The following is a 25627-nucleotide window of genomic DNA, read 5'->3' as shown; positions in this document are numbered from 1 at the left end:
GCCGACGAAAACGCCAAGACGCCGCGGCGTCACGTCGGCGTATGCGACTCGAGGACTACTGGGGGATCGGCCCGAAGACGAGCGAGCGGCTCGTCTCGGCGCTGGGGACCTCGCGGGCGATCGAGGCGATCGAGGCGGCCGACGTCCGGGCGCTCGTCGACGCCGGACTCCACCGCGGGCGAGCCACCCGGATCCTCCGCCGGGCCAACGGCGAGGCCGGCATGGACGTCCTCGCGACGGGGGACACCCGCTCGGTGTACGACGACCTGCTCTCGCTGGCCGCCGGCCACGCGCTGACGGCCCACGCCGCCGACCGGATCCGAGTGCTGACGCCGCTAGCGGACCGGGAGGCGGTCGAGGCCCGACTCGACGGCGTGGTCGCCGCGCGCGACGCGTGGGAGGGGCTCGTCGAGGCCGACCGCGAGCGCGTGACCGAGGCGTTCGACGCGTACGGCGACGCCGAGGGGTCGGACCTCGCGGCCGTCGAAACCGCCATCGCGCTGCGGGAAGCGGGGCTCGACGACGGCCCGTTCGAGGCGGTGGGCGCGCTTGAGGCGGACGCCCTGCGGGACGCCGCCGGCGCCCTCGCCGACGTGCGCGGGTCGATCGACCCGACGAGCGTCGACGGCGACGGCGACATCGAGGTCGCTCGCGGCGCCGACGACGAGCTGGACCGCCTGCGCGACCGGCTCGACGCGGCCGAGGAGCTGGCGAACTCCGCGTTCGACGTGCTCGACGCGGTCCGGGACGGCTCGCTGCGCGACTTCGAGGCCCTGGAGGCCGCGACGATCGACCACGTCGCGAGCGAGACCGGCGTCGACCCGGCGACGGTGCGGTCGGTGGCTCCCGACGACGCGCTCGACGCCGCCGACTTCGTCTCGGCGACCCTCCGCGACCTCGCGGCGGAGCTGGAGGCGGAGGTCGCGGAGCGCGAGGCGGCGGTCGCCGCCGACATCCGGGAGCGGATCGGCGGCGCGCGGGCGGACTCGGGCGAAGACGGCGGAGGCGACGGAGACGACGAGCGGGAGAGCCACGTCGCCCGGGCGGTGACCGCCGTCTCGGACGCCGCGTTCCTGCTCTCGCTCGCGCGCTTCGCGGCCGCGTACGACCTCGCGCGACCGACGCTCGTCGACGACGGGATCGCGGTGCGGAACGCGCGGAACCCGTTCATCGCCGGCGAGGTGCAGCCGGTGTCGTACGCGGTCGGGACCCACTCGCTCGCGGGCGACGCGGGCGTGGCGAGCGTCGACGCGCCGCCGACCGGCGACCGCGTGAGCGTGCTTACGGGGGCGAACTCGGGCGGGAAGACGACGCTGCTGGAGACGGTCTGCGCGGTGGCCCTGCTCGCGTCGATGGGGCTCCCGGTGCCCGCAGAGGAGGCGCAGGTCGGCTCCTTCGACCGGATCGTCTTCCACCGGCGCCACGCCTCGTTCAACGCCGGCGTACTGGAGTCGACGCTGAAGTCGGTGGTCCCGCCGCTCGTCGAAGAGGGCCGGACGCTGATGCTCGTCGACGAGTTCGAGGCGATCACGGAGCCGGGGCGGGCCGCCGACCTGTTGAACGGTCTCGTGACGCTCACCGTCGAGCGGGGCGCGCTCGGCGTGTACGTCACGCACCTCGCGGAGGACCTGAGCCCGCTCCCGGAGGCCGCCCGGATCGACGGGATCTTCGCGGAGGGGCTCACGAACGACCTCGAACTGCGCGTCGACTACCAGCCCCGCTTCGGTACGATCGGCAAGTCGACGCCGGAGTTCATCGTCTCTCGACTCGTCGCGAACGCGAGCGATCGCGGCGTGCGCGCGGGGTTCGAGCACCTCGCCGGCGCCGTCGGCGAGGAGGCGGTCCAGCGCACCCTCTCGGACGCGGAGTGGGCGGGTGACGATGACTGACGAGGAGGCGGGCGGCCCCGCGGAGGGCGCGGGAGGCGGGCGAATACGGTCAATCGCGGTCCACCGCGAGGACGTCGCGAGCGCGCTCGAGGCGACGCTCCGGAGCGACCGCGAGGTCGTCCTGCGGGTGACGCCGCCATTCTCGGGGCGGATGCGCGCTCGACTTCACGCGGTCGACCACGGGACGGCGGGGAAGGAAGCGGGCGGAAGCGAGACGAGCGAGCGCGACGGCGACGCCCCGACCCCTATTCACGTCGATCCCCGCGACCTCGTCGCCGAGGTCCCCCCGTACCCCGAGGTCGACGAGACGGCGGCGGCACACCCCGACGCCGACGTCGAGACCCGCCGGGAGCGTCACGCCGAGGCCGTCGAGGGGTGGCGCGAGCGCGTCCGCGGGTCGATCGTCGACGCCGTCGAGCTGGAGGTCGACGGCGAGACCCGCGCGGTCGACGTGACCGCGCTCGGGTGACTATTTTTAAAAGAGGCCGCGGATCCGTTACAGCCGAAGCCGCTTAACCGACGTGCCGGCGCCGCCGAAGTCGGCGAGCGCCGCGTCCGCGTCGCCGCCGTCGGCCGTCGCCGCCGCGACCATCACCGTGTCGGCGTCGAGGTCTGCGTCCAGTCGGACCTCGTACGCGCCGTCGTCGGGCGTCGCGAGCGTCGAGCCGTCGGCGGTGTACACCGCGACCGCCTCGGCGTCGGTCTCGCCGGAGACGACGAGGTCCTCGCCCGCGTACTCGACGGCGGCGGTGAGGTCGGGCCCCGCGGGGCGGTCGCCTTCGACGTACCGCTCGCGGACGACGGTCGGGGTCTCGACCGGCTCCCCGGCGTCGACGCCGTGCGCGAGCCGGATGTAGCCCGCCATCGACCACGCGAGCGGGGTCGCCCCCCCGGTTCCCTCGCCGAACTCCCAGCCGTAGTCGGTCGGGTGCTCGCGGTCCCACACCTGCTCGGGGAGCATCCGCCCGGAGTTGCCGAACCCGGCCATCGTCTCCAGCAGGGCGGCGGGTTCGAGCTCGGCCTCCTCGGTGCCGCCGAAGGCGTCGGGGCCGTCGGCGCGGGCGCGGAGCTCGTACTCGCCGCGCTCGCCGGTGAAGATCGGCCACAGCCGGCCGCGGCCGTCGCCGGTGCCGGCCCAGGGCGCGCCCGGGTCACCGGCGGCGATCTCGCCGTAGGCGTCGCCGACGTAGCGGTACCACGCGGGGCCGTACGGCGTATCGACGCGGATCGATTCGTCGACGACGGAGACGGAGTTCCGGACCGTCTCGTCGTCGGCCGGCTTCACCCCGAGCCGGACGAGTTCGAGGAAGCCTCCGTCGACGATCTCCCGCTCGTCGTAGGTCGGCCCGTCGTTGGCGATCGTCCGCGGCCGCCCGGACTCGGGGTCGCCGTCGGCGGTGACCCGGAGGTAGTACGGCGTCTCGGCGTGCCGATCGGTTCCCGTCGACGTCGCGCACCACTCCTCGACGCGCGCGGTCCAGTCGTCCGCGAGCCCGAGCCACGCGAGCGCGTCGGCGCGGAGCTCGTCGGGGGCGGGGTCGTCTCGCGAGCCGCCCGCCGGGTCGCCGCCGGACTCGATCCGGTCCGCCTCCGCGAGCGCGAGGGCGGCGCCGCAGACGAGTCCGGCGATCTCGGCGGCGATGCTCGACGGCGAGAAGCCGGCCTCCTCCTCCCAGCGCTCCTGGGCCGTCTCCGGACCGTTCGCCGCGATGTAGCCGAGCGAGCGCCGGACCTGGTCGTAGGTGTAGTCGGCGTCGGCCGGCGCGGTCCCGTGCTCGTACAGCTGCCACGCCATCACCGACGGGAACGCGATGTTGTCCATCTGCTCGCCGCCCCAGCGGGTGCGGCCGTCGATGTAGGTGTTCTGCGGCAGGAAGCCGTCGTCGTCCTGCTGGGTGTTGTAGAGGTACGCGAGCGCGTTCGCGCCCCGCTCGACCTCGCCGACCTCGATCAGCGCTGTGAACACCTGATAGAGGTCGCGCGACCAGACGAAGTTGTAGCCGTAGCCGCGGTCCTCGGCGGCGTACTCCGTCTCGCCCCACGGCACCGACGGGCTCGCGATCCCCGCGCCGTCGTGGCGCTTGTCCTCCACGGCCGCGAGGGTCATCAGCGCGAAGCGGTACTGCGCCTCCAGCTCCGCGTCGCCGGTCACCGAGTCGGGGAACTCCCGGCCGGCGAGCCAGTCGCGCCACGTCTCGACGTAGGAGGCGGAGACGTCGTCGAAGCCGCGCGAGATGGCGCCCCGGGCCTCGCCGAGCGCGGCCGCGGTGTCGGCGTTCTCGGCGAAGCCGAGCGCGACCGTGTCGGAGACCGCGGTCCCGCTCCCGACGAGCCCGGCGAGCACGACGTTACCGGTCGCCTCCGCGTCGCCGTCGCCGCGCTCCCCCTCGCTGAACAGGGCGTCGGCCTCGTCGCCGCCGGCCGAGAGGACGCTGGCCCACTCGAACCGGTCGTCGCTGGCGAGCGCGAGCGCGACCTCGAATGAGTCGCCGTCGTCGTCGACGAGCTTCCCCGTGTTCCGTTCGGCCGCGTCGTCGTTGCGCGCGAGGAGGTGGTAGCCGTCGGCGCCCGCCACGCGGTCGCCGCGGTCGTTCGTCCCGACGTTCGTGATCGTCGTGTCGACCAGGGCGTACACGTCGTACTCCCCCTCGCCCTCGAAGTCGACGTCCGCGAGGACCGCGTCGCCGTCGGTGTCGACGGCGTACTCGACGGTCAGCGTCCACTCGTGTCCGTGGCCGTCGCCGGTCTCGCGGATCGTCTGCGTGTACGCGAGCGCGTCGCCGACGGTCGGTTCCGTCGTCCGCTCCACAGTTTCCGTCGCCGTGACGTGGCTCGTCTCGTCGAACGTCCGGACGGTGTGGCCCGTCTCCGGGTCGGCGACGAGGAAGTCGAACGTGCGGACGTTCATCACGTCGATCCGCGGGAACCGGGCCTCGGTGAGCGCCCCCTCGGTCAGGGTGAACCAGACCGGGACCGGGTCGTCGGCCTCGTGGTCGGCGGGGGTCCCGACGCCGAACTTCCGGCCCGTCGTCCAGTGGGGCGCCTCGCTCGGTCCGGTCGGTCGGTCGTGCGGGACGGGGAGCGCGCCGTGCTTCGCGAGCGTCACCGTCGCCTCGATCCGGAGCGCGTGCGACCACCCGATCGGCGTCGCGCCGTCGAGGTCCCCGTCGTCGAACGCCTGCTCGGCGAACAGCCCGGCGTCGTTGACGAAGTGACCGTCTGGCTCGCAGAGGGCGTAGAGGTCTCGGGCCGCCCCGAACAGCTCGTCGGCGTCGCCGTCGCGCTCACGCACGAGCCCGCCGAGCGAGGCGGCGGCCGTCGCGCCCCACAGCGTCGCGATCGACCACACCTTCGCGGCGCCCTGCTCGGCCGTGCGCCAGTCGTCGCCGGTGAACCTGACGATCCCCTCGACATCGGCCGTCTCCCGGCGGAGCGCCTCGATCGAGTTCCGGACGTGCCTCTCCACGCGGTCGAGGAACGCCTCGAAGTCGGCCGTCGCGACCGCCGCGCCGGAGCCGTCGGTGACCGCGCCGTCGACGTCCGCGCGCTCCTCGCGGAGGGCCGCGTACTCGACGGTCGCGCTCGCCAGCGCGAACGTGCTGGCGTCCGCACGGTCGTCGCGACTCTCCGCGCTCGCCCGTTGGGGGAATCGCTCGGTGTCGGGGTTCCAGCGGTCGTCGAGCCCGGCGACCGCCTCGTCGGCCGCCGCCGCGGCCGCGACGCGCGTCTCGTCGTCGACCGGGGCACGGGCGACCGCGGCGAACGCGCGCAGGTAGGCCGCGCCGGTGTGGGTGAACCGCCCGAGGGCGTTCTCCCAGCAGTTCTGACAACGCCGGGGGAGCCCGTCGTCCTCGGTCGTCTCGCGGAGGAAGGCGACCGCGTCGGCGATCGTCGCGTCGATCCGCTCGCGCCACTCCTCGGGGAGGTCGGTCGTCCGGCGGAGTCGGGCCAAAAACGCGACCACGGACGCGGGCTGGTCCAACTGGTCGTTCGGTCCGGCCGTCCCGTTCGCGCCCTCGATCCTGGCGTTCGCCCAGCCGGGGGCGACCTTGCCGGAGTCGGCCCAGACGCGGTGGGGCCACGAGCCGTCGGCGTCCTGCGTGCGACAGAAGAAGGAGGCGGTCGCGAGCAGCTCCTCGTCGGCGTCGAGGCCGACCTCCTCGCTCGCGGTCAACAGCGCCGTGGCGGTCTCCGCCTCGTCGCGGAACCAGGTGTAGCCGTAGCCGCCGGAGGTCGAGTAGAAGGGGTCGAACTCGGGGGCGGCGATCCGAGCGCCGGACTCGGCCGTCAGCAGGTCGAGCGCCCGGAGGTCGCTCCTGATCACGTCCCGCCGCGGCACGTCTTCGGGCACCTCCGGCCCACGGCCGGCCGCCGCCTCGCGGAGGTCGTCGGCGTCCGGGTAGGCGGTCGCGATCCGAGAGAGCTCCTCGATCCGCCGGCGGCGGTCGGGACCGTCGGAGAGCGCGGCCAACGCGTCGTCGCCCGTCTCGCGCGTCTCCTGCCGGTCGACGACGGCCCGGCTCGCGAGCGTGACGCGCTCGGTCCGGCCGTCGCGCTCGAAGGGCGCGCGGACGACGACGTCCGGGGTGAGCCGCGAGTCCTCGCGCTGGTCGATCTCCCCGCGGTGGGGGAACCCTGCCCCGCCCTCGCCGAGCAGTTCAGTGATCGTGCGGAGCCGCTGGCCGTGCGCCGCCGTGAGCCCCGTCGACGCCGTGAGGAAGTCGTGCTCGGAGCGGTGGTACACCTCGACGACGCTCCCGTCGTCCGGTCCGGCCCCCTCGTGGACCAGGTTGCCGACGCGGCCCTCGACCATGTCGGGCGAGAACGCGCAGGCGGCGACGAGCTCGGCGCCCGCGGGCGGCGCGCCCCGCAGTTCGATGTGCGTTAGGTGGGTGTCGCTCACGACGAGGTCGAACTGGTGGATCGTGTACCGGCCCGCGTCGTACTCGGTCTCGACGAGCGGCGTGTCCTCGTCGTAGTGCTGTCGCGTCGTCGTGAGATCGTCGAACCAGCGGACGCCGCGGCCGGCCGTGATCCCCATCCGGAGCCGGTCGGCCCCGCCGACTCCCGACAGGGAGTACGAACAGTCGTGGACGGTGCCGTCGGGCCCGACGTGGACCAGACGGCCGTCGTCGCCCGTGAACGCGCCGGCGGTCGTGGGACGCTCCGCCGGATAGCGCTCGCCGCGCCGACGTTCGTGCTCCGTGAGAGCGGTTCGCAGTCGCATAGTCGCCCTGCGATTCCCTCGGTAAAAGCCTTGACGAACGAGGCGACCGACCGGTTTCGCCGCGATCCGGCGAAGGGGAACAACGAATACCCCGGGTGCCGATGGATGGCACATGCACCACCCAGGACCCCCCCGATTCCTCTCGACCGGGGAGACGACGCAGCTCGCCCCGCGGGACCCGGACCCGACGGCGGAGTACGAGTGGCGCGTCGCCGACGCGCCGCCGGACAGCGAGGCGACAGTCGGCGAGGACTCGGTAACCGAGTTCACGCCGGACGTCCCCGGACAGTACCGCCTCGGCCTCGACGCGCCCGACGGCGACCACCTCCTGACGGTCCGCGCGTTCGCGGCGAGCTACGAGGGCGTCGACGTCGCCGGCGGCAGCGGCACGGCGATCCGCGACCGCGACGCCGACCACGCCGCGATCGACTACGGCGCCGAGCGGCCCCACGAGGGCGTCGGCCGTCCCCGCGTCCGGCTCGACGCGACCGTCGAGGAGGCGGAGGGGGGCGGAGCGAGCGGAGACGCAGCGGGCGAGGGAGAGCGCACCGAGGTCGTCGTCCGAGCGACGCCGACACCGAACCCCGAGTCCGCCCTCGACGCGTCGGAGCTCGCGGTCACCTTCGTCGTCGACGATCGCGACGTCGAGCGAGCGGTCGCGGAGGGGCGGCGGAACCCGCGGGACGCGTTCCGGACGACCGACGACGGACGCGCGCTTCGGATTCCGGTCGACGCCGTCCCGGACCGGCTCCGCGTCCACGCGGTCGCCGTCGCCCGCGAGCCGGGTCGCGAACAGCGGGTGAGCGTCGCCGACGCGGTCGCCGTCGAGCGGGCCGACCGGAGCGAGCTCGCGGACGCTGACGAGGACGAGACCGCCGACCCGGACCTGACGACCCCCGTCGACGCCGACGGCCCCGCCTTCGAGACGGTCCGACTGAACCAGCCGCCCGAGTGGACGGCGGACGCGACCGTCTACGAGGTGTACGTCCGGACGTTCGCCGACGCCGACGAGGGCGAGGCGTTCGAGTCGATCGCGGAGCGGATCCCGGAGATCGCCGACCTCGGCGTCGACACGCTGTGGCTCACGCCCGTGCTCCAGCACGACGGGAAGCCGCACGGCTACAACATCGTCGACTTCTTTGACGTGGCGGAGGACCTCGGCGACCGCGACGAGTACGAGGCGCTCGTGGAGGCCGCCCACGACCACGGGATGCGGGTGCTGTTCGACTTCGTCGCCAACCACACCGCACGCGACCACGAGTGGTTCGAGGACGCCTACCGGAACCCCGACTCTCCGTACCGCGACCGCTTCGAGTGGCAGGAGTCGGGCGAGCCGGGGACGTACTTCGACTGGGAGCTGATCGCGAACCTGAACCACGCGAACCTCGACGTGCGGCGGTTCCTCCTCGACGTGATCGACGAGTGGGCGCCGCTCGTCGACGGGTTCCGCTGTGACATGGCGTGGGCGGTCCCCGACTCGTTCTGGCGCGAGCTCCGCGACCGGGTGAAAGACATCGACCGCGAGTTCCTGCTGATGGACGAGACGATCCCGTACATCCCCGGCTTCCACGAGGGGATGTTCGACATCCACTTCGACGCGACGCTGTACTTCCAGCTCCGGCAGGTCGGCCGCGGCGCCGAGCCGGCCGCCTCGGTGTTAGACGCGATCGACCAGCGCGCAGAGATCGGCTTCCCCGACCACGCCGGCTTCCTCCAGTACATCGAGAACCACGACGAGACGCGCTACCGCGTCGAGTGCGGGGACGCCGCCGCGGCCGCCGCGGGCGCCGCGACGTTCACCCTGCCCGGCGTGCCGATGGTGTACGCCGGACAGGAGATCGGTCAGCGCGGCCGCCGGGACGCGATCGCGTGGGAGCACGCGCGCGACGAGGTCCGAGATCGCTACGAGCGCCTGCTCTCGACTCGCGACGACCACCCGGCGCTCGGGCCCGAGGGCGGCCTCGAACGGGTGGGGTACCACGTCGCCAGCGGCGACCTGAGCGAGCGGCCGATCGTCGCTAGCGGCGACGTCCACCCGGACGACGTGGTGGCGTTCCGCCGGAGCGACGGCGCGGAGTCGCTGATCGTCGTCCTCAACTTCGCGCCCGACGAGGCCAGCGTCGCGGTCGACGCCGACCACACGGACCGCGACCTGGTCACCGGGGAGTCGTGCGTCGTCGTCGACGGGGAAGGGACGGAGCGGATCCGCGTCGACGAGGTCGCTATCGTCAGAGAGACGGAGTGATGAGCGGGGACGCGGGGGACGCGTCGCGCGATCGAACGCGCGAGACGCTCCCCGACCGGACCGAAGCCCTCGTCGAGCGGGCGCGGGCCGACCGCGAGGCGGCGGCCGATCGGTTCGAGGCGGCCCGGTCGCTCGCCGAGCGCCTCGGCGCGCATCCGATCAGACCTGAGGGCGCGGACCCGGCGACCGACCCGCCCGAGGGCGTCGCCTTCGGCTTCTGGACGCCCGACCTCGTCGACGCCGGCGTCCCCGTCGACGACGTGCGACTGGAGCTGTTCACTCCCGTCGCCGAGGACGGGGGCGACGGCGACGAGACGGCGGTCGACCCCGGCCGCGACGACCTCCGCGAGGCCACGTTTCGCGTCGACCGGCTCCCGGTGGAGCGCGACGAAGAGTTCCACTGGGTCGCCGTGGACGGGATCGCGCTCGGGACGCGCGACCGGCTCGGCGCGTTGTATCAGCTCGTGTACCGGACCGCTGGCGGCGACGAATGGGAGACGGTTCGGGACCCCCTCGCGTACTCGCTCCCGTTCGGGGCGTTCGCGCCCGCGGAGGCCTACGACTGGCCGCGCCTCGACGCGACGCGCCCCGACGGCGACCACTTCGACTCGCTCGGGACCGACGAGGAGGCGCTCCCGACGACGGCGGACGACGGGCTCCCGCGGATTGACCCCGCGACGAGCATGGTTGAGATCCACCCCGGCACGTCGACCGAATCGGGGTCGCTCGCGGCGCTCGCGAAGCGGTTCGAGGCGATCGGCGAGAAGCTCCGAACCGGCGAGCCGCTCGCACCTCACGAGCGGAACTACGTCGGGTACGACGCGATCCAGCTCATGCCGGTCGAGCCGCTAACGCAGGCGTACGGGCGCCAGTGGTACTGGCGCCCCGGCGGAACGTACGAGCCCGGAGACGGCGAGAACGCTCGCGGGTCCGGCCCGGAGCGCGGCGGCGGGTCGGACGACGCGCCAGTCGACCCCGCGTCGGCGTTCGACCGCGAGCGCGACCTGGAGCGCGCGAGTGTCGGCGTCGAGCGCCCCGACCAGACCAACTGGGGGTACGACGTCGTTGTGAGCGGCTTCGGAGCGGCGAACCCCGCGATACTGGAGACGGGACGGCCCGACGAGCTCGTCGAGTTCATCGCCGCCTGCCACGGGATGCCCGACCCGATCCGGGTCGTCTTCGACGTCGCGCTCGGGCACGCGGACGAGGCGGCGGCGGAGCTGCTTCCCGACCCGTTCTTCGAGGGGCCGGGGATGTACGGCCTCCACCTGAACTACCGCCAGCCCGTCGTTCGGGCGATCATACTCGAGTTACAGCGCCGGAAAGCGAACTTCGGCGCCGACGGCATCCGGATCGACGGCGCGCAGGACTTCACGTACCACGACGAGGAGACCGGCGAGCAGGTCCACGACGACGCGTTCCTCGCCGAGATGGACCGGGTGACCCATGAGGTCGCCGGGACCGAGTACCGCCCGTGGATGATCTACGAGGACGGCCGCCCGTGGCCGCGGGAGGACTGGGAGCTCGCGTCGACGTACCGCACGCTGATCGAGCAGCACCCGCACGCGTTCCAGTGGTCGCCGGTGACGTTCGCGCACAACAAGCCCGCGCTCCTCACGTTCTGGGCGACGAAGTGGTGGCGCATGCGCGAGGTCGGCGAGATGGGAAGCCAGTGGATCACCGGCGTCGCGAACCACGACACGCTGCGGCGCGGCTCGCAGGTCGAGGTGACCGACGACTGGGGCGGCGCGCTGATCAACCCGTACCTCGCCGACTCGCCGCCCGAGACGATCCGCGAGGCGTACGACAGCCCCGCCGCGCTCGTCTGGTTCCACGTCGCGATGCCGGGCGTCCCGATGGACTTCCTCCACGCGAACTACCGGGCGCCGTGGGGGTTCGTCAGGGACACCGACCCGACGTGGAACGTGAAGGTCGTCGCCGAGGAGGCGCCGTGGATCGACTGGCACGTCCCGGAGGGGGCGTACGGCGAGCGCGACTCGTTCACGCGCTTGAAACAGCTCGGATTCGAGACGCGCGCCGAGCTGAGGGAGTTCGTCACGACGCTCGCGGCCCTGGTCGACGCGACCGACTACGACCTCGACCTGATCGCGGAGCTGCTGTCGGTCAAGGGCACCCCCCTTCGAGGTAACGCTCGCGGCGAACTCGCCGCCACCGACCTCCAAGCGTTCTCGTTCGCCTGGAGCGCCGACGTGGCCGAGTACCTCGTCTTGGACCGCTGGGAAGACGCTCAGGGCGATGCGCGGACCGCGTTCGACCGCCGCGTCCGCGAGTTCCGCCAGCCGCGGCCCTGGCTCCGCCGCGACGTCGACCCGGACCGCGGCGAGGCGTTCGGCTACCGGCATCCGACGGAGGGAACCGTGGTGTACCAGGCGCTCAGACGCGACCCCGACGGAGACGAGGCGCTGCTCGTCGCCTGCAACGTGGAGGGAACCCCAGTCGAGGTGTCGCCGACGGACGTCCTCGACGACCTCGGCGTCGCCGGGCGCGACGACGGCGGCGAGCGCGACGGGGCGCCCGACTGGACCGTCGCGCTCGCGGCGCCCGACACCGACGCCTCGGTGGGATCGGACGCGGGGGTCGTCACGATCGAGACCGCGGACGCGGTCGTCTGGCGCGCGGGCCGCGGCGACTGAGTCGGCCGCCTGGCCGCGACATCCGAGCCCCCCGTTCGGACGCAACGCTTGAGTCGGTGGGGGTCGCAGGGAGACGCATGCGATTCGACCGCTCCGACGGCGTGTTCTGCCACGTCACCTCGCTGCCGGGACGACACGGGATCGGCGACCTCGGCGACGGCGCCGCGGCGTTCCTCTCGTTCCTCGGCGACGCCGACGTCGACCACTGGCAGATCTGTCCGCTCGGGCCGACGATACACGCCGCCGGGGAGTCGCCGTACCAGTCGCCGTCGGCGTTCGCCGGCAACCCCCTCCTGATCGACCTCGACGGGCTCGTCGCCGACGGTTGGCTTGACTCGTCCGACCTCGAACCGGTCCCCGACTTCCCCGACGACCGCGTCGACTACGGCGCGGTCCGGGAGTACAAGCTCCCGCTGCTGCGCGACGCATTCGAGCGGTTCGACGCGGAAGCGGGAGAGGAGGACGAGGCGGACCTCGACGCGTTCCGCGATCGCGAGCCCTGGCTCGCCGACTACGCGCTGTTCCGGGCGCTGGCCGACGCGCGTCCCGAGGACACGTGGGTCGAGTGGCCGGAACCCATCCGAACCCGCGACCCCGAGGCGCTCGCCGAGGCGCGCGAGGAACGCGCGACCGAGGTCCGGTTCCGCGAGTTCGTCCAGTGGACGTTCGACCGGCAGTGGCGCGAGCTCCGATCGGTCGCGGCCGAGGAGGGCGTCTCGATCGTCGGCGACGTGCCGATATACGTCGCGCTAGACTCCGCCGACGTGTGGGCGAAGCCCGAGGCGTTCCGGCTCGACGAGGGGAACCGTCCGACCGCGGTCGCCGGCGTCCCGCCGAACCCGGGCGACGACGGACAGCGCTGGGGGAACCCCGTCTACGACTGGGATCGGCTCGCCGAGCGGGAGTACGACTGGTGGATCGCGCGGTTCCGGCGGCTGTTCGAGCTCGCCGACGTCGCGCGGCTCGACCACTTCCTGGGGTTCGTGAAGTACTGGGCGATCCCGGCCGACCGCGACGACCCGGCCGCCGGCGAGTGGCGGGAGGGGCCGGGGCGCGACCTGTTCGAGACGGTGGAGCGCGAGCTGGGACAGGCCCCGTTCATCGCCGAGGACCTCGGGTTCGAGGAGCGGGCGATGAACGAGCTGATGGCGGAGTTCGGCTTCCCCGGCATGCGCGTCCCCCAGTACGCCGACTGGTGCGAGGAGGGGAACCCGTACCAGCCGATGCACTACCCCGAGGGCGTCGTCGGCTACACTTCGACCCACGACACGGACACGTGGATCGGCTACTTCGAGGACCTCCCGGAGCGCCAGCGGGACTGCTTCCGGTACAACGTCGGCGCCGACGGCGACCGCGCGCCCGAGTGGGAGATCATCGACGAGGTGTGGGACTCCGAGGCTGTGCTCGCCGTGACGACGATGCAAGACCTGCTCGGGCTCGGCAGCGAGTCGCGGTTCAACGAGCCGGGGACCGTCGACGGCAACTGGGAGTGGCGCGTGACTCGGGACGACCTCGACGACGAGATCGCCGACCGCCTGTGGGAGCTCGCCGGACGGCACGTCCGGTAACGCGGTGTTCGGTGGCATCCTCCCGGACTCGCCACTCTTCCACGTCGCGGTGATCGCCGGAGCGACCGCGGCCATCTGGGTCGGCAGCGGGTGGCTCGAGGAGTCGGCCCAGACGCTCTCCGCGTACTACGGACTGCCGGCCGTCGTGCAGGGCTCGATCGTCGTCGCCGTCGGGTCGAGCTTCCCGGAGCTGGTGAGCGTGCTCGTCACCGCGCTCGTCGGCGTCTTCGACATGGGCGTGGGCGCGCTCGTCGGCTCCGCCATCTTCAACGTGCTCGTCATCCCCGCGCTGGCCGGGATCGGCGCCCAAGGCCCCTTGGAGTCCAGCCGGACGATCGTGTACAAGGAGGCGCAGTTCTACATGATCGCCGTCGCGGCGCTCGTCGTCACCTTCTCGCTCGCGGTCATCTACGTCCCGGTTCCCGCCGAGGCGATCGCGGGCGAGCTGACCCGGCCGCTCGCGCTTATCCCGCTGACGCTGTACGGGCTCTACCTGTTCATTCAGTACCAAGACGTGGGCGACGCCGACATCGAGACGGTGCGCGACGGTGTCGACGTCAGACGGGAGTGGGGGAAGCTCGCGGCCGGACTGCTCGTCATCGTGGTGACCGTCGAGCGGCTGGTCGCGTCGGTGGAGTCGCTCGGCACGACCTTCGGCATCCCGGAGTTCCTCGCGGGCGTCACGATCGTCGCGGCGGCGACGAGCCTCCCCGACACGCTGGTGAGCCTCCGGACGGCGCAGGAGGGGCGCGGCGCGACGAGCCTCGGGAACGTGCTCGGCTCGAACACGTTCGACCTCCTCGTCGCCATCCCGCTTGGCGTGCTCATCGTCGGCCGCGTTGAGGTGAATTTCTCGACGGCCGTTCCGATGTTCGGGGTGCTCACGGCGGCGACGGTCCTGCTGTTCGCGGCGCTCCGGACGGACCTGTCGCTCACGAGCCGCGAGTCGTACATCCTACTCGCGACGTACCTGCTGTTCGTGGCGTGGATGATCGCCGAGACGGTCGGCGTAACGAGCCTCCTGCGGGGGGTGTGAGCGCCTACCGAGTCCGACCGATGATGAAGTAGAGCACGAGGCCCAGCAGCGGCGCGAGGAAGGCGACGATGGCCCAGAGGAACGCGGGCTGGTCGCTACGCTGCTGCGCGTCCGAGTAGATCCAGACGATGATGGCGAGCTGTACGAGCAGCACCAGCAGACCGAACAGGAAGGCGATCCCGCCGGCCAAGGCCTCCTGGAGCAGTATCGGGGACATCGGCCGATATCACTCGGGGGCGTAATAAGTGTCTTTGGGGCCCGGTCCCGCGCCGACCACGAACCGTTTTGGTCCGGCGGCCCTCCGATCCGCGCATGGACCTGCCAGTCGACGCCGAACGACTCCGCGCGGACCTGGAGGCTAACGCGGCGTTCGGACGCGTGGAGTACGACGACCCGGAGAGGCGCGGACGGACGAACCGGACCGGGAGCGAGGCGAACGCGGCCGCGCGAGACCGGCTGGTGGAGCGCCTGGAGGCGGCCGGCCTCGACGTCGCGGTCGACGGAGTCGGGAACGTGCTCGGAACGTGGGTCCCCGACTCAGCGGACCCGGAGGCTGCTCCCGTCGTGAGCGGGAGCCACCTCGACAGCGTTCCTGAGGGCGGGATCTTCGACGGACCGCTCGGGGTGTACGCCGCCTTGGAGTCCGTGCGCGCGATGCGGGATGCGGGCGTCGAACCCGCGCGACCGGTCGGCGTCGTCAGCTTCACCGAGGAGGAGGGGGGCACCTTCGGGGAGGGGCTGCTCGGGTCGTCGGTGGCGGCGGGCGAGACGGCCGTCGACGAGGCCCTCGCGTACGAGAGCGACGCCTGCGAGACGCTGGACGAGGCGCTCGACCGGATCGGCTACCGCGGCGACGACGCGATCGACCCCGCGTCGTGGGCGGCGTTCTACGAGCTCCACGTGGAGCAGGACACCGTCTTGGAGGAGGCGGGCGCCGACGCCGGCGTGGTGACGACGATCACGGGGATCACGCACTGCGAGGTGACGGTCGAGGGCGAGGCGAACCACGCCGGCGCGACCGCGATGGGCGACCGGACCGACGCGCTCGCGGCCGCGAGCGAGTTCGTCCTCGACGTGGAGGCGGCCGCGAACGACGTCGTCGACGAGTCGAGCGTCTCCGCGGTCGGCACCGTCGGGTCGCTCTCCGTCTCGCCGAACGCGACGAACGTTGTTCCGGGCCACGTCGAGGCCGGCGTCGACGTGCGCGACGTCGAGACCGAATCGATGGACGCGATCGTCTCGGCCGCGCGCGAGTCGCTCGCCCGACTGGAGCGCGAACGGGGGGTCGAGACGTCGTTCGACCGCCCCTTCGACGTGGCGCCGACGCCGATGAGCGAGCGCCTCCGAGAGGCCGCCCACGCCGCCGCGGCGGACGCCGAACGGGACGCGCTCGACCTCCACTCCGGCGCGGCACACGACGCGATGCGCGTGGCCCGCGTCACCGACGCCTCCCTCCTCTTCGCGCCCTCGCGGGACGGGATCTCGCACAACCCCCGCGAGTGGACCGACTGGGAGGACTGCGCGGCCGCGACCGAGGTGCTGGCGGGGGCGCTGACGCGGGTCACGGGCGACGAGGCGTAGCGGGGCGACTCGGGGTCGGATCGGACGACCGGACGTCACAACCGTTTTGGCGGTCGGCTGCGAGCGGCTAGCGTGAGACGTCCACTCGCGTCGCCGCCGTCGCGCTCGGCGTCGTCGCCGCCGCCGTTGCCACGATCGTCGAAACGACGGGCGTCCTCGGCGGCTGGCCCGACCTGGGTGGCTACCCCGCGACGCTCGTCGTCGGGCGGGCGCTGCTCGTTGTCGCCGCGGGGGCGCTGCTGTACGGGTCGTACCTCCTCGCGGTCGGCGTCCTGATGCGGTCGGCGAACAAGCGGCGCGCGTACAACACGCGCAACCTCCTGCGACTCGCCTTCGGCTTCGTGGGGACGATCGCGACGCTCGCGGTGCTGACCGAGAACTGGCTCGGACTCCTGTTCTCGCTCGGGGTCATCGGCTTCGCGGTCACGTTCGCGCTCCAACAGCCCCTCCTGTCGCTGATCGCGTGGGTGTACATCACCGTGAAACAACCGTACGGCGTCGGCGACCGCGTCCGGATCGACGACGCGAAGGGAGACGTGATCGGCGTCGACTTCCTCGTGACGACGCTGTGGGAGATCAACGGCGAGCTCGTCACGACGAACCAGCCGTCGGGACGCGTGGTGACGGTGCCCAACAGCGTCGTGCTCTCCTCGAACGTCGTCAACTTCGGCGGGGGCGGCTCCCCCTACGTGTGGAACGAGGTCGGGGTCCAGGTCGCCTACGAGACCGATCTCGACTTCGCGCGCGAGGTCATGGCCGAGGAGGCGAGCGACCTGATCGGCGACGAGATGGCCGCCGGAATCGCGGCGTACCGGGAGGCGCTCGCCGAGACGCCCGTGGAGCTAGAGGTCCACGATCGTCCGACGGTGAACGTGACGCAGGGCGAGTCGTGGATGGAGCTTCGCGTTCGGTACCTCACGCATCCGCGTCGCGGGCAGCGCGTGAAGAACCGGCTGTACGAGCGGATCCTCGACCGTTTCAACGACGCGCCCGGTCGCGTGGCGTTCCCGGTGAGCCGAAATCGCTAGCGCGGAGGCGATCGAGCCGCCGCCGGACGGAGGTCGGTCGCCGTTCCGTCATGATTTATATACTGTAACTATTCGGTCGTCATCCGGCCGCCGATCCCGACGAAGATGCGATAATACGGAAACGGGCGGTATCGGGCCTATATGGGCCGTTAAATGAGGTGTGTGGTAACTTTAAACACGTCACATTTATATACTCTGGTGACTTACTATTGGTTAACGAATCGGCGAGCCCGGCACCAGTATTTCGGTCGGGAGTTCGATCGGAGAGAACCCATGACAGAAACACGTACGCGCGACTACGGCGGGGAGACGGAGCGAGAACGAACGAATCGAAGCGGAACGACCGAGACGGAATCCGAGGAAACGGAGTCGACGACGGCGGAGCGGACCACGACCTGCCCCGAGTGTAGCGGGAGCCTCATCACCGACACGGAGCACGGCGAGACGGTGTGCGACGACTGCGGGCTCGTCGTCGAACAGGACTCGGTGGACCGCGGGCCGGAGTGGCGCGCGTTCAACTCCGGCGAGCGGGACAGCAAGTCGCGCGTCGGCGCCCCGACGACGAACATGATGCACGACAAGGGGCTCTCGACGAACATCGGCTGGCAGGACAAAGACGCCTACGGCAAGTCGCTGTCGAGCCGGCAGCGCCAGAAGATGCAGCGGCTCCGCACCTGGAACGAGCGGTTCCGCACCCGCGACTCGAAGGAACGCAACCTGAAGCAGGCGCTCGGCGAGATCGACCGCATGGCCTCGGCGCTCGGCCTCCCGGACAACGTCCGCGAGACCGCCTCGGTCATCTACCGCCGCGCGCTGAGCGAGAACCTCCTGCCCGGCCGCTCCATCGAGGGCGTCGCGACCGCGTCGCTGTACGCGGCCGCCCGGCAGGTGGGGAACCCCCGGAGCCTCGACGAGTTCACCGCCGTCTCCCGCGTCGAGAAGATGGAGCTCACCCGGACGTACCGCTACGTCATCCGCGAGCTCGGGCTTCGCGTCCAGCCTGCGGACCCCGGGAGCTACGTCCCGCGGTTCGTCTCGCGGCTGGAGCTCTCCGAGGAGACCCAGCGGCTGGCCCGCGAGCTCCTCGACGGCGCGAAAGAATCCGGCATCACGAGCGGGAAGTCCCCGGTCGGGCTCGCCGCGTCCGCAGTGTACGCGGCCGCGCTCCTCTCGAACGAGAAGGTGACCCAGAGCGAGGTGTCCGACGTGGCCGACATCAGCGAGGTCACCATCCGGAACCGGTACAAGGAGCTCCTCGAAGCGAGCGAGGGGCTGGCGGCCTAACACCGCCGTTCGATCCGTTCTCTCCCTGTCATTTTCTTCCCGCGTTCGAGCGCGTTCGAATAGCCCTCGCCACGTACGCTTTTAACCCGGCCGCGTGTACGGCAGGCCATGGTGGATGCGTTCGTCAGACTGGTCTGTCCGGAGTGTACGAAGGAATGGCAGGACAACCCCGCTGATCTCCAGAGCCTCCGCTCGAACTTCAGCTGCCCCGAGTGTCACGCGACCCGCCGGCTGACGGAGTTCATGCGGACCGAGCGCGACCTCGAGGCGGTCAAGCAGTTCCAGTAAGTCGCACGCGACCTTCGAAACCGAGTCAGCCCCGCGGCGGGACGGCTCTCCGTCTCGGGCCCCCTCAGCGGGCGCGTGCGAACGAATCCTTCCCGATCGATAACCCGAAAAGACCCGTCTACGCCTCGTATCCGGTGAATACGCAAAGTTGCATGGTAACGTGACTCAAGATAATAATATAAACCTCCGGTAGCAAAGGGCTGTTACTCATGAAGAAGCAGGAGCTCATCCATCTTCACGGCCTTCTCGCGGAGGTACGAAAACAGTGCGAATTCTGGAACGAGGATATTGACCTCGAAGCCTACGAAGAACTTGGCGTCAAGCCGACATCGATTCACAAGTCGAAGACCGACCACAAAGCGGCCGTTTTTAAGCTGACCGAGGGAATCACGGAGCCGATGGAGGAGTCCGAATCGGAGCCGCTGGCCCCGACCGCAGACTGAAATTTCGTCCCGCTTCCTGTCCTTCCCCGCTCGCCGAGCGGTAGCCGTACTCGCGGGCTCGCCTCCCGCGCAGTCGACGCTCGCGTAGTCGGCACTCTCTCAGTCGGTAGTCGCCCAGTCGGTAGTCGACCCGGTGGATCTCTCGGCCCGCGAGAGCGACGTCCACACCAAGGGCTGTCCGACTCGCTCCGGTCCACGGTCTCGCTCGGGGTCGCCGGCGCGTTACGGCCCGTCGTCGGGTAGCGACTCCGACTCGTCGTCCCCCTCGTCGTCCGTTTCGAACTCCTCGACGTCGAGTACCTTCAGGGGGATGTTCCGGAGGCGCTGGCCGATCTCCTTGCGCGCGACCCGGCTGGCGTGTTCGGCGCGTTCGACGTTGAACACGTCCATGCGGAGTTCGAGCGCGACGAGCGCCTCGTCGGCGGCGACGAAGGCCGGCGGCAGCTCCTCGCCGGCGGGAGACGTGCGGCTCCCGGTCTCTATCTCGACGTAGCTGAGGTCCGGATTCAGCATCTCGCCGGTCTTCGAGATCGCGATCCGGACGGCTTCGTCCGCGGTCCCGACGTCGTACACCGGGACGGCGGCCTCCACGACGACTCGGCAGTCCATCACGGTGACGTGTACCACACGCGCGAGTATGAAACTTCGGCCGACAGGTCGAAACGTCGAAACGACGACCGCGCGCGAGCGTCCCGACTCACTCGCCGCCCGCCCGGAGGTAGTAGAACACGTACGTCTGGGCGTATCCGGCGTATTCGCCGCCGAAGCGCTCGCGGATCGCCCGCGACGTCTCGACGTAGCCGCCGCGCTCGCAGTCGGGGTAGTACTCCTCGATCGTCGTCCGGATCCAGGTGTCGAGCGGCACCGCCTCGAGGAAGCCGAGCGAGAACAGCAGCACGCAGTCGGCGACCTTGTCCCCGACGCCGACGAACCGGGTCAGCGATTCGCGCGCCTCCTCGTACGGGAGCTCCGCCGCCGCCAGCGGGTCCGCCTCGCCGGACGACACCATCTCGGCCGTCCGCTGCACGTAGGGCGCGCGGTAGCCCAGCGAGAGGTCGCGAAGCTCCGCCTCCGTCCGGGCGGCGAGCTGCTTCGGCGTCGGGAACGCGTGGTACGCCGCTCCGTCGAGTTCGACGACGTCGCCGTACGTCTCCCGGAGGCGGCGCTGCATCCCGTGGATCCGCGCGACGCGCATCTGCGCCGAGCAGATGAAGGAGATCAGACACGGAAACGCCGGATCGCGAGTGAGCCGCATTCCCTCGTACGCGTCGTACGCTCGTTCGAGCAGGGGGAGGTCGGGGGTCGCGTCGAGGATCGCGTCCAGGTCGTCGTCGAGCCGGAACAGGTGTTTGAGGAGCGGGACGGCGTCGATCGCCGACTCCCAGTGGAGCCTCCCGTCGTGGACCCCGCCCTCGTGTCTGACCCGCAGCGGGACGCGCTCGTCGACGACGCCGGGGATCGGGGAGACGACCGTCTCGTACCAGTCGTCGCCGCCGTGGGCGTGGAGGTCCGCGTACGTCTCGCCGTCCGCGCGGTTCCAGAGGTAGCTCTGACCGCTCTCGACGGTTGCCTGCAGATCGAACGGCCCGTCCAGGTCCGCGATATCTATCGCGCCTCGTTCCATTACCGATCTGAGAGGGTCGCAGCCGTATTCGGATTTCGGTACCGGCGGTGGCCAGCGACGTCGCGTCCGAGACGTCGGGACCGATCGGCGGCAACTCCCACGGGCGAAGCGGGGTTTTTGACCGGTCGCCACGTAGCGGGTGTATGCCGACGTACCGCCGGACGACCCGCGTGCCCGCCCCCATCGACGAAGTGTGGGCGTTTCACTCCACGATCGACGGCCTCCGCGCACTCACACCGGACTGGATGAACCTCCGGATCGCCGGCGTCGAGGGGCCGGACGGGGAGCCGGACCCGGCGGTGCTCGTCGAGGGATCGCGGATACGGATGTCGATGCGACCGTTCGGCGTCGGGCCCCGACAGCGGTGGGTCTCCCGAATCGTCGAGCGGAAGCCCGACGGCGACACCCCGGTCAAGGAGAGCGCGCGCTTCGTCGACGACATGGTCGGCGGCCCGTTCCGTCGGTGGGAACACACCCACGCCTTCTACGCCGACGGCGAGGAGACCCTCCTCGTCGACAGCGTCTCGTACCGGCTCCCGCTCGGCCCGCTCGGCGACGTCGCCGGCCCCCTCGCGAAGGTCGGGTTCGAGGGGATGTTCCGCGACCGACACCGGCGGACGATCGAGCGGTTCGAGGCGTAACGGTCGTGGAAGCGGGCGGTTCGCCGGTTCAGGCGGGAGCGGCCGCCGTCTCCGCTCCGAAGGTGAGTTCGAACACCGCACCGCCGTCGTTTCGGACCTCGAGCACCCAGCCGTGGGCGTCCGCGATCCGGTCGACGATCGCGAGCCCGAGCCCCGAGCTCCCGGCGGTCGAGAACCCCGAGTCGAACAGCGAGTCGCGCGCGTCGGGCGGTACCCCCGGTCCGTCGTCAGCGACGTACAGCCCACGCGCGCCCGAGCCATCGCCGTCGGTTCCCACTTCGATGTTGACATCGGGCCCGCCGTGGTCGACGGCGTTCCAGAAGAGGTTCTCGAACAGCTGCCGCAAACGCTCCGGATCGGCTTCCACGTGACCGACGTCGTCCCCGACCGTCAGCGTCGCCTTCGGCGCCCGCACGCAGTCCCAAGCGCCCTCGGCGAGCGACGCCACCGGGACGGACTCCGTCTCGTCGATCGCGTCGCCGCGCTTCGCCAGCATGAGGAGGTCCTCGATGAGCGTCTCCATCCGGTGTACCGCGCGTTCCATCGCCTCGTACTCCGCGCGCGCGACGTCGTCCTCGACGAGGTCGAGGTACCCGGAGAGGACGTTGAGGGGGTTCCGGAGGTCGTGAGAGACGACCGCGCTGAACTGCTCGAGCCGTTCCGTCTGGCGACGGAGTTCGAGCCGGCGTTCGTTCCGCGCGAGGGTGTGCGCTATCAGGTCGCCGAAGGTGCGGTACGCGGCGACTTCGTCCTCGGTCCACGCTCGCGGTTCATCGGTCTCTAACGCGAGGACGCCGATGAGCTCCCAGTCGCTGACGAGCGGGACGTGAACCGTCGCCGGCGGGGCTCCGTCCCCGGCACCCGGAACCGAACCGGCGTTCGCGCCCGGGGGCGATCCCGTGTCCGACAGCGGACCCTCGTCGGTCGGGGTCGCGTCCCCGGATTTACCGGCGGAGATCGGTGGACGGACGACGTTCTCGAACGTGGACAGCGCCTCGGGACCCGGAAACTCCGCGTACGATTTCGAGCCGGGGTCGCAGTTCCCCGAGGACCAGTGATACGCCGGCTCGAACGCGTCTCCAGCGTCCAAGTAACAGATGATTCGGTCCACCTCGACCTGCCGGCCGACCTGCTCCATCGTCCAGACGATTTTCGTCTCGACCTCGTCCGACCGAGTGCTCATCAGCGTGGTACCGGCGTCCAGCAGCGCCTCCCGAAGCCGTACGACGTCGTCAGCGCCGAGTCGCGTCAGCGCGGGTTCGATCGCGTCCCGGAGGCGCTCGACGAGTGAGTCGGTGCAACTTCCGTCAGTTTCCGCTCGCTCGTTCGGATCGACGCGGACGATGTCGTCCGCGCCCGCGTCTATGACGGTGCGGGTCAGTTCGACTCCCGGCTCCTCCACGGCGACTATCACCGGCACGCTCTCGGGGGTCGCCGCGAGGCGTCTCCGAACGTCTCCCGACGCGAGGGCATCGGCCGTGGTGACTATCCCGCAGGCGTCGGCGAGCGGCGACCGCTCCTCCTCCGCGGCTGGCGCTAGCGCCGCCGGGGCGGCCACCCCGTACTCCGGCGTCCGGGGGGCGCTCCACGCGTCCGCGACCGCTTCGCGGACGCGGCGGCGGACGTTCGTGTCGTCACCGACGTAGACGACTGCGGAACGACGAGGCATACAGATAGGTCCGGCCGATAACATTTCAACGTTAACGCCCGAATATCGGCCGTGAGAACGTTAGCTCGCCGTCCCCGTCGACGTCAGCGCGATCCCAGCGAGGACGACGGCGCCCCCTACCAGCGTGATCGGAGTCGGAACCTCGGCGAGAAGGACCAACGCGAGCACGGTCGCGCCGACCGGTTCGCCCAGCAGCGACACGGACGCAACGCTCGACTCGACGTGCGCGAGCGCCCAGTTGAGCACGGTGTGACCGAGCAGTCCCGGGCCCAGTGCGAGCCCCGCGAAGAGCGCCCACTCACGGGGTGGATACCCGCCGAGCGGATGCCCCTTCGCTAGCACGACCGCGAAGAGCGCCACGGTACAGACGCCGTAGACGACGACCACGTACGGGACGAGCGAGACGCGCTGCCGGAGCGAGCGACCGGCGAGGACGTAGCCGGCGGCCGTCACCGCGCCGAACAGCGCCAATCCGTTCCCGTAGAGTGGTCGCGGACCGACGAGCACTCCGCCGAGGAGGTCGCCGACGGACATCGCGACCATCCCCGCGACCGCGACAGCGATGCCGAGGGCCATTCGGCGCGTCACGCGCTCTCGGAGGAGCAGCCACGCGCCGAGCGCGACGAACACCGGCTGCGCCTGGACGAGCGTGACGCTCGCCGCGACACTCGTCCATTCCAAGCTCTCGAACCAAGCGGCGAAGTGGAGCGCGAGCGCGACCCCCGACAGCGTCGCGAACGCGAGATCGCGGCGGCCGATTCGGACGAACTCGGTCCGATACCGCCAGATTGCGGCCGGGAGGAGCGGTAGCGTCGTGAACAGGACGCGGTAGAACGCGGCCACCGAACTCGGCGCCGCGCTGAGCCTGACGAGAATCGCCCCGGCGCTCACGGCGACGACCGCGGTCGCGAGGGCGGCCGTCGGTGGGACGCGAGGGTCGGCGGACATCGTCGTCGGTCGTTTCGCCCCCCGTCGCTTACGGGTTTCGGGACGAGTCGTCGCCTTCGGTAACGTGCCGACGGAGATTTGCGACTCCGGTTCGAACGGCGACGCATGTGCGCTGACACGTTCGGCGTGGGGATCCACCTCACCGATACGGAACTCCAGTTCGTCGTTCACGTCCCGTCGGACGTCGACTCCGGGTGGACCGACCCCGAGGCGTTCCAATCGTTGGTCGCAGAGACCGTCTGGGACCTGCTCGATCAGCAGGCCGTTCTCGGGACCATCGCCGAACGGTTCGAGGCAGAGACGACCGTCACGCTGGGGACGGTCACGCTCGAATCGGACGGTACCGTCGTGTCACACGAGCTCAACCCCCCGACTTCAACGCCGGAGGACGAGACGGAGTGAATCGGACGGGACGAACGCGTCCACCGGTCAGTCGTCGCCGACCGTCCCCGGTCCGCCGTCCGGATCCGTCTCGTCCGCCGACGCCGCGAGGACGGCCCCGACGACCCACATCCGATCTCGATCGTACGCGGTGAGATCGTACCGCGTCGAGCCGACGGTCTCCCCCCACGTGTCGAGCACACCGAGCCGCACGAGCCCCGACAGCGTCGCGCCGAGCGTCCGCGGCGTCGTCTCCGGGTCGGAGAGGGCGGCGTGGACCTGCCGCGACTGGGGGTAATTCCGCGTACAGCGCTCCAGCCCCTCGCGCGCCTCTGCCCAGTGGCGGCGCACGTACCCGAACGTCGTCGGGTCGTCACGGTGCAGTCGGTCCAGGGCTCCCGCGACGGGATGGTCAACGCTTCCCACGTCGCCGGTCGGATCGAACAGCGATCGGACGTCCGCGGCCACTTCGGGACGATACGAACACCCGACGACGACATCGTCGACGCCGGACAGCCCGCGCAACCCCGTTACGAACGACCGAGCCGCAGCGACTCCTCTGTCGGTCACCACCGGAACGATGTCGTCAACGACGATCGAGGGCACTTCCCCCTCGGAATCGGCGACGTACGTCGAAACGGCGTCGACCACGCGATCGAGCTCGGTGGACGCGTCAAGCATCGTGTACGCGAGCCGCCGTCCCGGAACGACCTGTGTCGTCGCCGTCGATCCCCGGGTGGTGTCGCTCGCGGAGACGATCGCCTCGCTGGAGGGCCCCGACCCGGGCGAGTCGCGCCACCCGCGTCGCCACTCCTCGATTCCGGTTCCGAACAGCACGGAGATCACTCGTTCCGACGGCACATCGTCACGAACCGGTGGCTGCCCCGTCGCGGACAGTCGCACCGTGACGTCGTGATCAGGGTCCGTCGGAACGGCCATGTGTGACGTTAGCTTCAGCGACAAAATTCATAAACTTATGGGTAGACATCTCAATATTGAAATTCGGCTGCTTCGCGGCGATCGGTGACGTAAACTGGTCGCACGGCGGTTGCCGGGGTCGTACCACGGTCAACTCTGCCGACCGCTCGCGCTACGCGTCTCCAAAAAATCGTGTGGGGCAA

General features: G+C 70.9%; 19 protein-coding genes and 1 pseudogene. 13 read left to right on the top strand and 7 right to left on the bottom strand.

What is annotated here, in order from left to right; all coding sequences use genetic code 11:
• Positions 1 to 41 precede the first annotated feature (41 nt).
• Together DJ73_RS01640 and DJ73_RS01635 are read left to right on the top strand one after the other, a co-directional pair.
• Positions 42 to 1889 carry a DNA mismatch repair protein gene (locus DJ73_RS01640; protein ID WP_094557120.1) on the top strand — a complete coding sequence of 616 codons (1848 nt, stop codon included), beginning with the start codon at positions 42 to 44 and terminating at the stop codon, positions 1887 to 1889.
• A complete protein-coding gene (locus DJ73_RS01635) occupies positions 1882 to 2358 on the top strand; it encodes a hypothetical protein (protein ID WP_094557119.1) in 477 nt (158 codons plus the stop codon). Before DJ73_RS01640 ends, DJ73_RS01635 begins: the two co-directional genes overlap by 8 nt.
• A gap of 27 nt (positions 2359 to 2385) precedes the next feature.
• Here DJ73_RS01635 and DJ73_RS01630 read toward each other — a convergent pair whose 3' ends face one another.
• Positions 2386 to 7116 (bottom strand): glycoside hydrolase family 15 protein, encoded by a 4731-nt coding sequence (locus DJ73_RS01630; protein ID WP_094557118.1) that lies wholly within the window; start codon positions 7114 to 7116, stop codon positions 2386 to 2388.
• A 112-nt stretch (positions 7117 to 7228) separates the two neighbouring features.
• Here DJ73_RS01630 and malA point away from each other — a divergent pair, with 112 nt between their 5' ends.
• The 4 genes from malA (at position 7229) to DJ73_RS01610 (ending at position 14619) form a co-directional block, all read left to right on the top strand.
• Positions 7229 to 9361, top strand: coding sequence for an alpha-amylase MalA (malA, locus tag DJ73_RS01625; RefSeq protein WP_094522427.1), 2133 nt, complete (start codon positions 7229 to 7231; stop codon positions 9359 to 9361).
• The gene (gene gghA / locus DJ73_RS01620) at positions 9361 to 12015 is read left to right on the top strand and encodes a glucosylglycerol hydrolase (protein WP_094557117.1); all 2655 of its coding nucleotides are present in this window, start codon (positions 9361 to 9363) and stop codon (positions 12013 to 12015) included. The genes malA and gghA overlap by 1 nt, the downstream gene beginning before the upstream one ends.
• A 77-nt stretch (positions 12016 to 12092) precedes the next feature.
• On the top strand, positions 12093 to 13583 hold the full coding sequence (gene malQ, locus DJ73_RS01615; RefSeq protein ID WP_094557116.1) for a 4-alpha-glucanotransferase: 1491 nt from the start codon (positions 12093 to 12095) through the stop codon (positions 13581 to 13583).
• Positions 13584 to 13587: 4 nt separating this feature from the next.
• A complete protein-coding gene (locus DJ73_RS01610; RefSeq protein WP_094522433.1) occupies positions 13588 to 14619 on the top strand; it encodes a sodium:calcium antiporter in 1032 nt (343 codons plus the stop codon).
• A gap of 4 nt (positions 14620 to 14623) precedes the next feature.
• On the opposite strand, the gene DJ73_RS01605 is transcribed toward DJ73_RS01610, so the two are convergent.
• Complete coding sequence (locus tag DJ73_RS01605; RefSeq protein WP_094522434.1) at positions 14624 to 14836, bottom strand: PLDc N-terminal domain-containing protein; 213 nt, start codon at positions 14834 to 14836, stop codon at positions 14624 to 14626.
• Positions 14837 to 14931: 95 nt separating this feature from the next.
• Between DJ73_RS01605 and DJ73_RS01600 the strand changes: the two genes are divergently transcribed.
• From DJ73_RS01600 to DJ73_RS01580, 5 genes and pseudogenes are all read left to right on the top strand, one after another.
• The gene (locus tag DJ73_RS01600; RefSeq protein WP_094522436.1) at positions 14932 to 16200 is read left to right on the top strand and encodes a hydantoinase/carbamoylase family amidase; all 1269 of its coding nucleotides are present in this window, start codon (positions 14932 to 14934) and stop codon (positions 16198 to 16200) included.
• Between the two features lie 72 nt (positions 16201 to 16272).
• Positions 16273 to 17228: pseudogene (locus DJ73_RS01595) on the top strand (mechanosensitive ion channel family protein).
• 273 nt (positions 17229 to 17501) lie between these two features.
• Positions 17502 to 18512: a transcription initiation factor IIB family protein gene (locus tag DJ73_RS01590; RefSeq protein WP_094522439.1), complete on the top strand. Its 1011-nt coding sequence runs from the start codon at positions 17502 to 17504 to the stop codon at positions 18510 to 18512.
• A 108-nt stretch (positions 18513 to 18620) separates the two neighbouring features.
• Positions 18621 to 18800 carry a hypothetical protein gene (locus DJ73_RS01585; protein WP_094522441.1) on the top strand — a complete coding sequence of 60 codons (180 nt, stop codon included), beginning with the start codon at positions 18621 to 18623 and terminating at the stop codon, positions 18798 to 18800.
• Between the two features lie 209 nt (positions 18801 to 19009).
• Positions 19010 to 19243 (top strand): UPF0058 family protein, encoded by a 234-nt coding sequence (locus DJ73_RS01580; RefSeq protein WP_094522443.1) that lies wholly within the window; start codon positions 19010 to 19012, stop codon positions 19241 to 19243.
• A 222-nt stretch (positions 19244 to 19465) separates the two neighbouring features.
• Here DJ73_RS01580 and DJ73_RS01575 read toward each other — a convergent pair whose 3' ends face one another.
• Positions 19466 to 19852, bottom strand: coding sequence for a DUF555 domain-containing protein (locus DJ73_RS01575; RefSeq protein WP_094522445.1), 387 nt, complete (start codon positions 19850 to 19852; stop codon positions 19466 to 19468).
• A gap of 88 nt (positions 19853 to 19940) precedes the next feature.
• Positions 19941 to 20867 carry a DNA-3-methyladenine glycosylase gene (locus DJ73_RS01570; RefSeq protein ID WP_094522447.1) on the bottom strand — a complete coding sequence of 309 codons (927 nt, stop codon included), beginning with the start codon at positions 20865 to 20867 and terminating at the stop codon, positions 19941 to 19943.
• Between the two features lie 143 nt (positions 20868 to 21010).
• Between DJ73_RS01570 and DJ73_RS01565 the strand changes: the two genes are divergently transcribed.
• The gene (locus DJ73_RS01565; RefSeq protein WP_094522449.1) at positions 21011 to 21508 is read left to right on the top strand and encodes an SRPBCC family protein; all 498 of its coding nucleotides are present in this window, start codon (positions 21011 to 21013) and stop codon (positions 21506 to 21508) included.
• A 28-nt stretch (positions 21509 to 21536) separates the two neighbouring features.
• Here DJ73_RS01565 and DJ73_RS01560 read toward each other — a convergent pair whose 3' ends face one another.
• Both DJ73_RS01560 and DJ73_RS01555 read right to left on the bottom strand, forming a co-directional pair.
• Positions 21537 to 23177 carry an ATP-binding protein gene (locus tag DJ73_RS01560; protein WP_094557114.1) on the bottom strand — a complete coding sequence of 547 codons (1641 nt, stop codon included), beginning with the start codon at positions 23175 to 23177 and terminating at the stop codon, positions 21537 to 21539.
• Positions 23178 to 23237: 60 nt separating this feature from the next.
• The gene (locus tag DJ73_RS01555) at positions 23238 to 24125 is read right to left on the bottom strand and encodes a DMT family transporter (RefSeq protein WP_094522453.1); all 888 of its coding nucleotides are present in this window, start codon (positions 24123 to 24125) and stop codon (positions 23238 to 23240) included.
• Positions 24126 to 24230: 105 nt separating this feature from the next.
• Here DJ73_RS01555 and DJ73_RS01550 point away from each other — a divergent pair, with 105 nt between their 5' ends.
• Entirely contained in the window at positions 24231 to 24527 is a 297-nt protein-coding gene (locus tag DJ73_RS01550; protein ID WP_094557113.1) for a hypothetical protein, read from the top strand.
• A gap of 27 nt (positions 24528 to 24554) precedes the next feature.
• Here DJ73_RS01550 and DJ73_RS01545 read toward each other — a convergent pair whose 3' ends face one another.
• Positions 24555 to 25445, bottom strand: a complete 891-nt coding sequence (locus tag DJ73_RS01545) for a hypothetical protein (RefSeq protein ID WP_094557112.1) — start codon at positions 25443 to 25445, stop codon at positions 24555 to 24557.
• Positions 25446 to 25627: the final 182 nt, after the last annotated feature.

This window comes from Halorubrum sp. Ea1 (genome assembly GCF_002252965.1).
Lineage (GTDB): Archaea > Halobacteriota > Halobacteria > Halobacteriales > Haloferacaceae > Halorubrum.
The sequence above is the reverse complement of the archived record's forward strand: the minus strand, read 5'-3'. Positions and strand labels throughout refer to the sequence as shown.

Coding starts and splice junctions, on each gene's coding strand:
- DJ73_RS01550 (WP_094557113.1), top strand. CDS start 24,231: ATGTGCGCTGACACGTTCGGCGTGGGGATCCACCTCACCGATACGGAA.
- DJ73_RS01605 (WP_094522434.1), bottom strand. CDS start 14,836: ATGTCCCCGATACTGCTCCAGGAGGCCTTGGCCGGCGGGATCGCCTTC.
- malQ (WP_094557116.1), top strand. CDS start 12,093: ATGCGATTCGACCGCTCCGACGGCGTGTTCTGCCACGTCACCTCGCTG.
- DJ73_RS01555 (WP_094522453.1), bottom strand. CDS start 24,125: ATGTCCGCCGACCCTCGCGTCCCACCGACGGCCGCCCTCGCGACCGCG.
- DJ73_RS01565 (WP_094522449.1), top strand. CDS start 21,011: ATGCCGACGTACCGCCGGACGACCCGCGTGCCCGCCCCCATCGACGAA.
- gghA (WP_094557117.1), top strand. CDS start 9,361: ATGAGCGGGGACGCGGGGGACGCGTCGCGCGATCGAACGCGCGAGACG.
- DJ73_RS01640 (WP_094557120.1), top strand. CDS start 42: ATGCGACTCGAGGACTACTGGGGGATCGGCCCGAAGACGAGCGAGCGG.
- DJ73_RS01630 (WP_094557118.1), bottom strand. CDS start 7,116: ATGCGACTGCGAACCGCTCTCACGGAGCACGAACGTCGGCGCGGCGAG.
- DJ73_RS01600 (WP_094522436.1), top strand. CDS start 14,932: ATGGACCTGCCAGTCGACGCCGAACGACTCCGCGCGGACCTGGAGGCT.
- DJ73_RS01580 (WP_094522443.1), top strand. CDS start 19,010: ATGAAGAAGCAGGAGCTCATCCATCTTCACGGCCTTCTCGCGGAGGTA.
- DJ73_RS01570 (WP_094522447.1), bottom strand. CDS start 20,867: ATGGAACGAGGCGCGATAGATATCGCGGACCTGGACGGGCCGTTCGAT.
- DJ73_RS01635 (WP_094557119.1), top strand. CDS start 1,882: ATGACTGACGAGGAGGCGGGCGGCCCCGCGGAGGGCGCGGGAGGCGGG.
- malA (WP_094522427.1), top strand. CDS start 7,229: ATGCACCACCCAGGACCCCCCCGATTCCTCTCGACCGGGGAGACGACG.
- DJ73_RS01545 (WP_094557112.1), bottom strand. CDS start 25,445: ATGGCCGTTCCGACGGACCCTGATCACGACGTCACGGTGCGACTGTCC.
- DJ73_RS01585 (WP_094522441.1), top strand. CDS start 18,621: ATGGTGGATGCGTTCGTCAGACTGGTCTGTCCGGAGTGTACGAAGGAA.
- DJ73_RS01590 (WP_094522439.1), top strand. CDS start 17,502: ATGACAGAAACACGTACGCGCGACTACGGCGGGGAGACGGAGCGAGAA.
- DJ73_RS01560 (WP_094557114.1), bottom strand. CDS start 23,177: ATGCCTCGTCGTTCCGCAGTCGTCTACGTCGGTGACGACACGAACGTC.
- DJ73_RS01575 (WP_094522445.1), bottom strand. CDS start 19,852: ATGGACTGCCGAGTCGTCGTGGAGGCCGCCGTCCCGGTGTACGACGTC.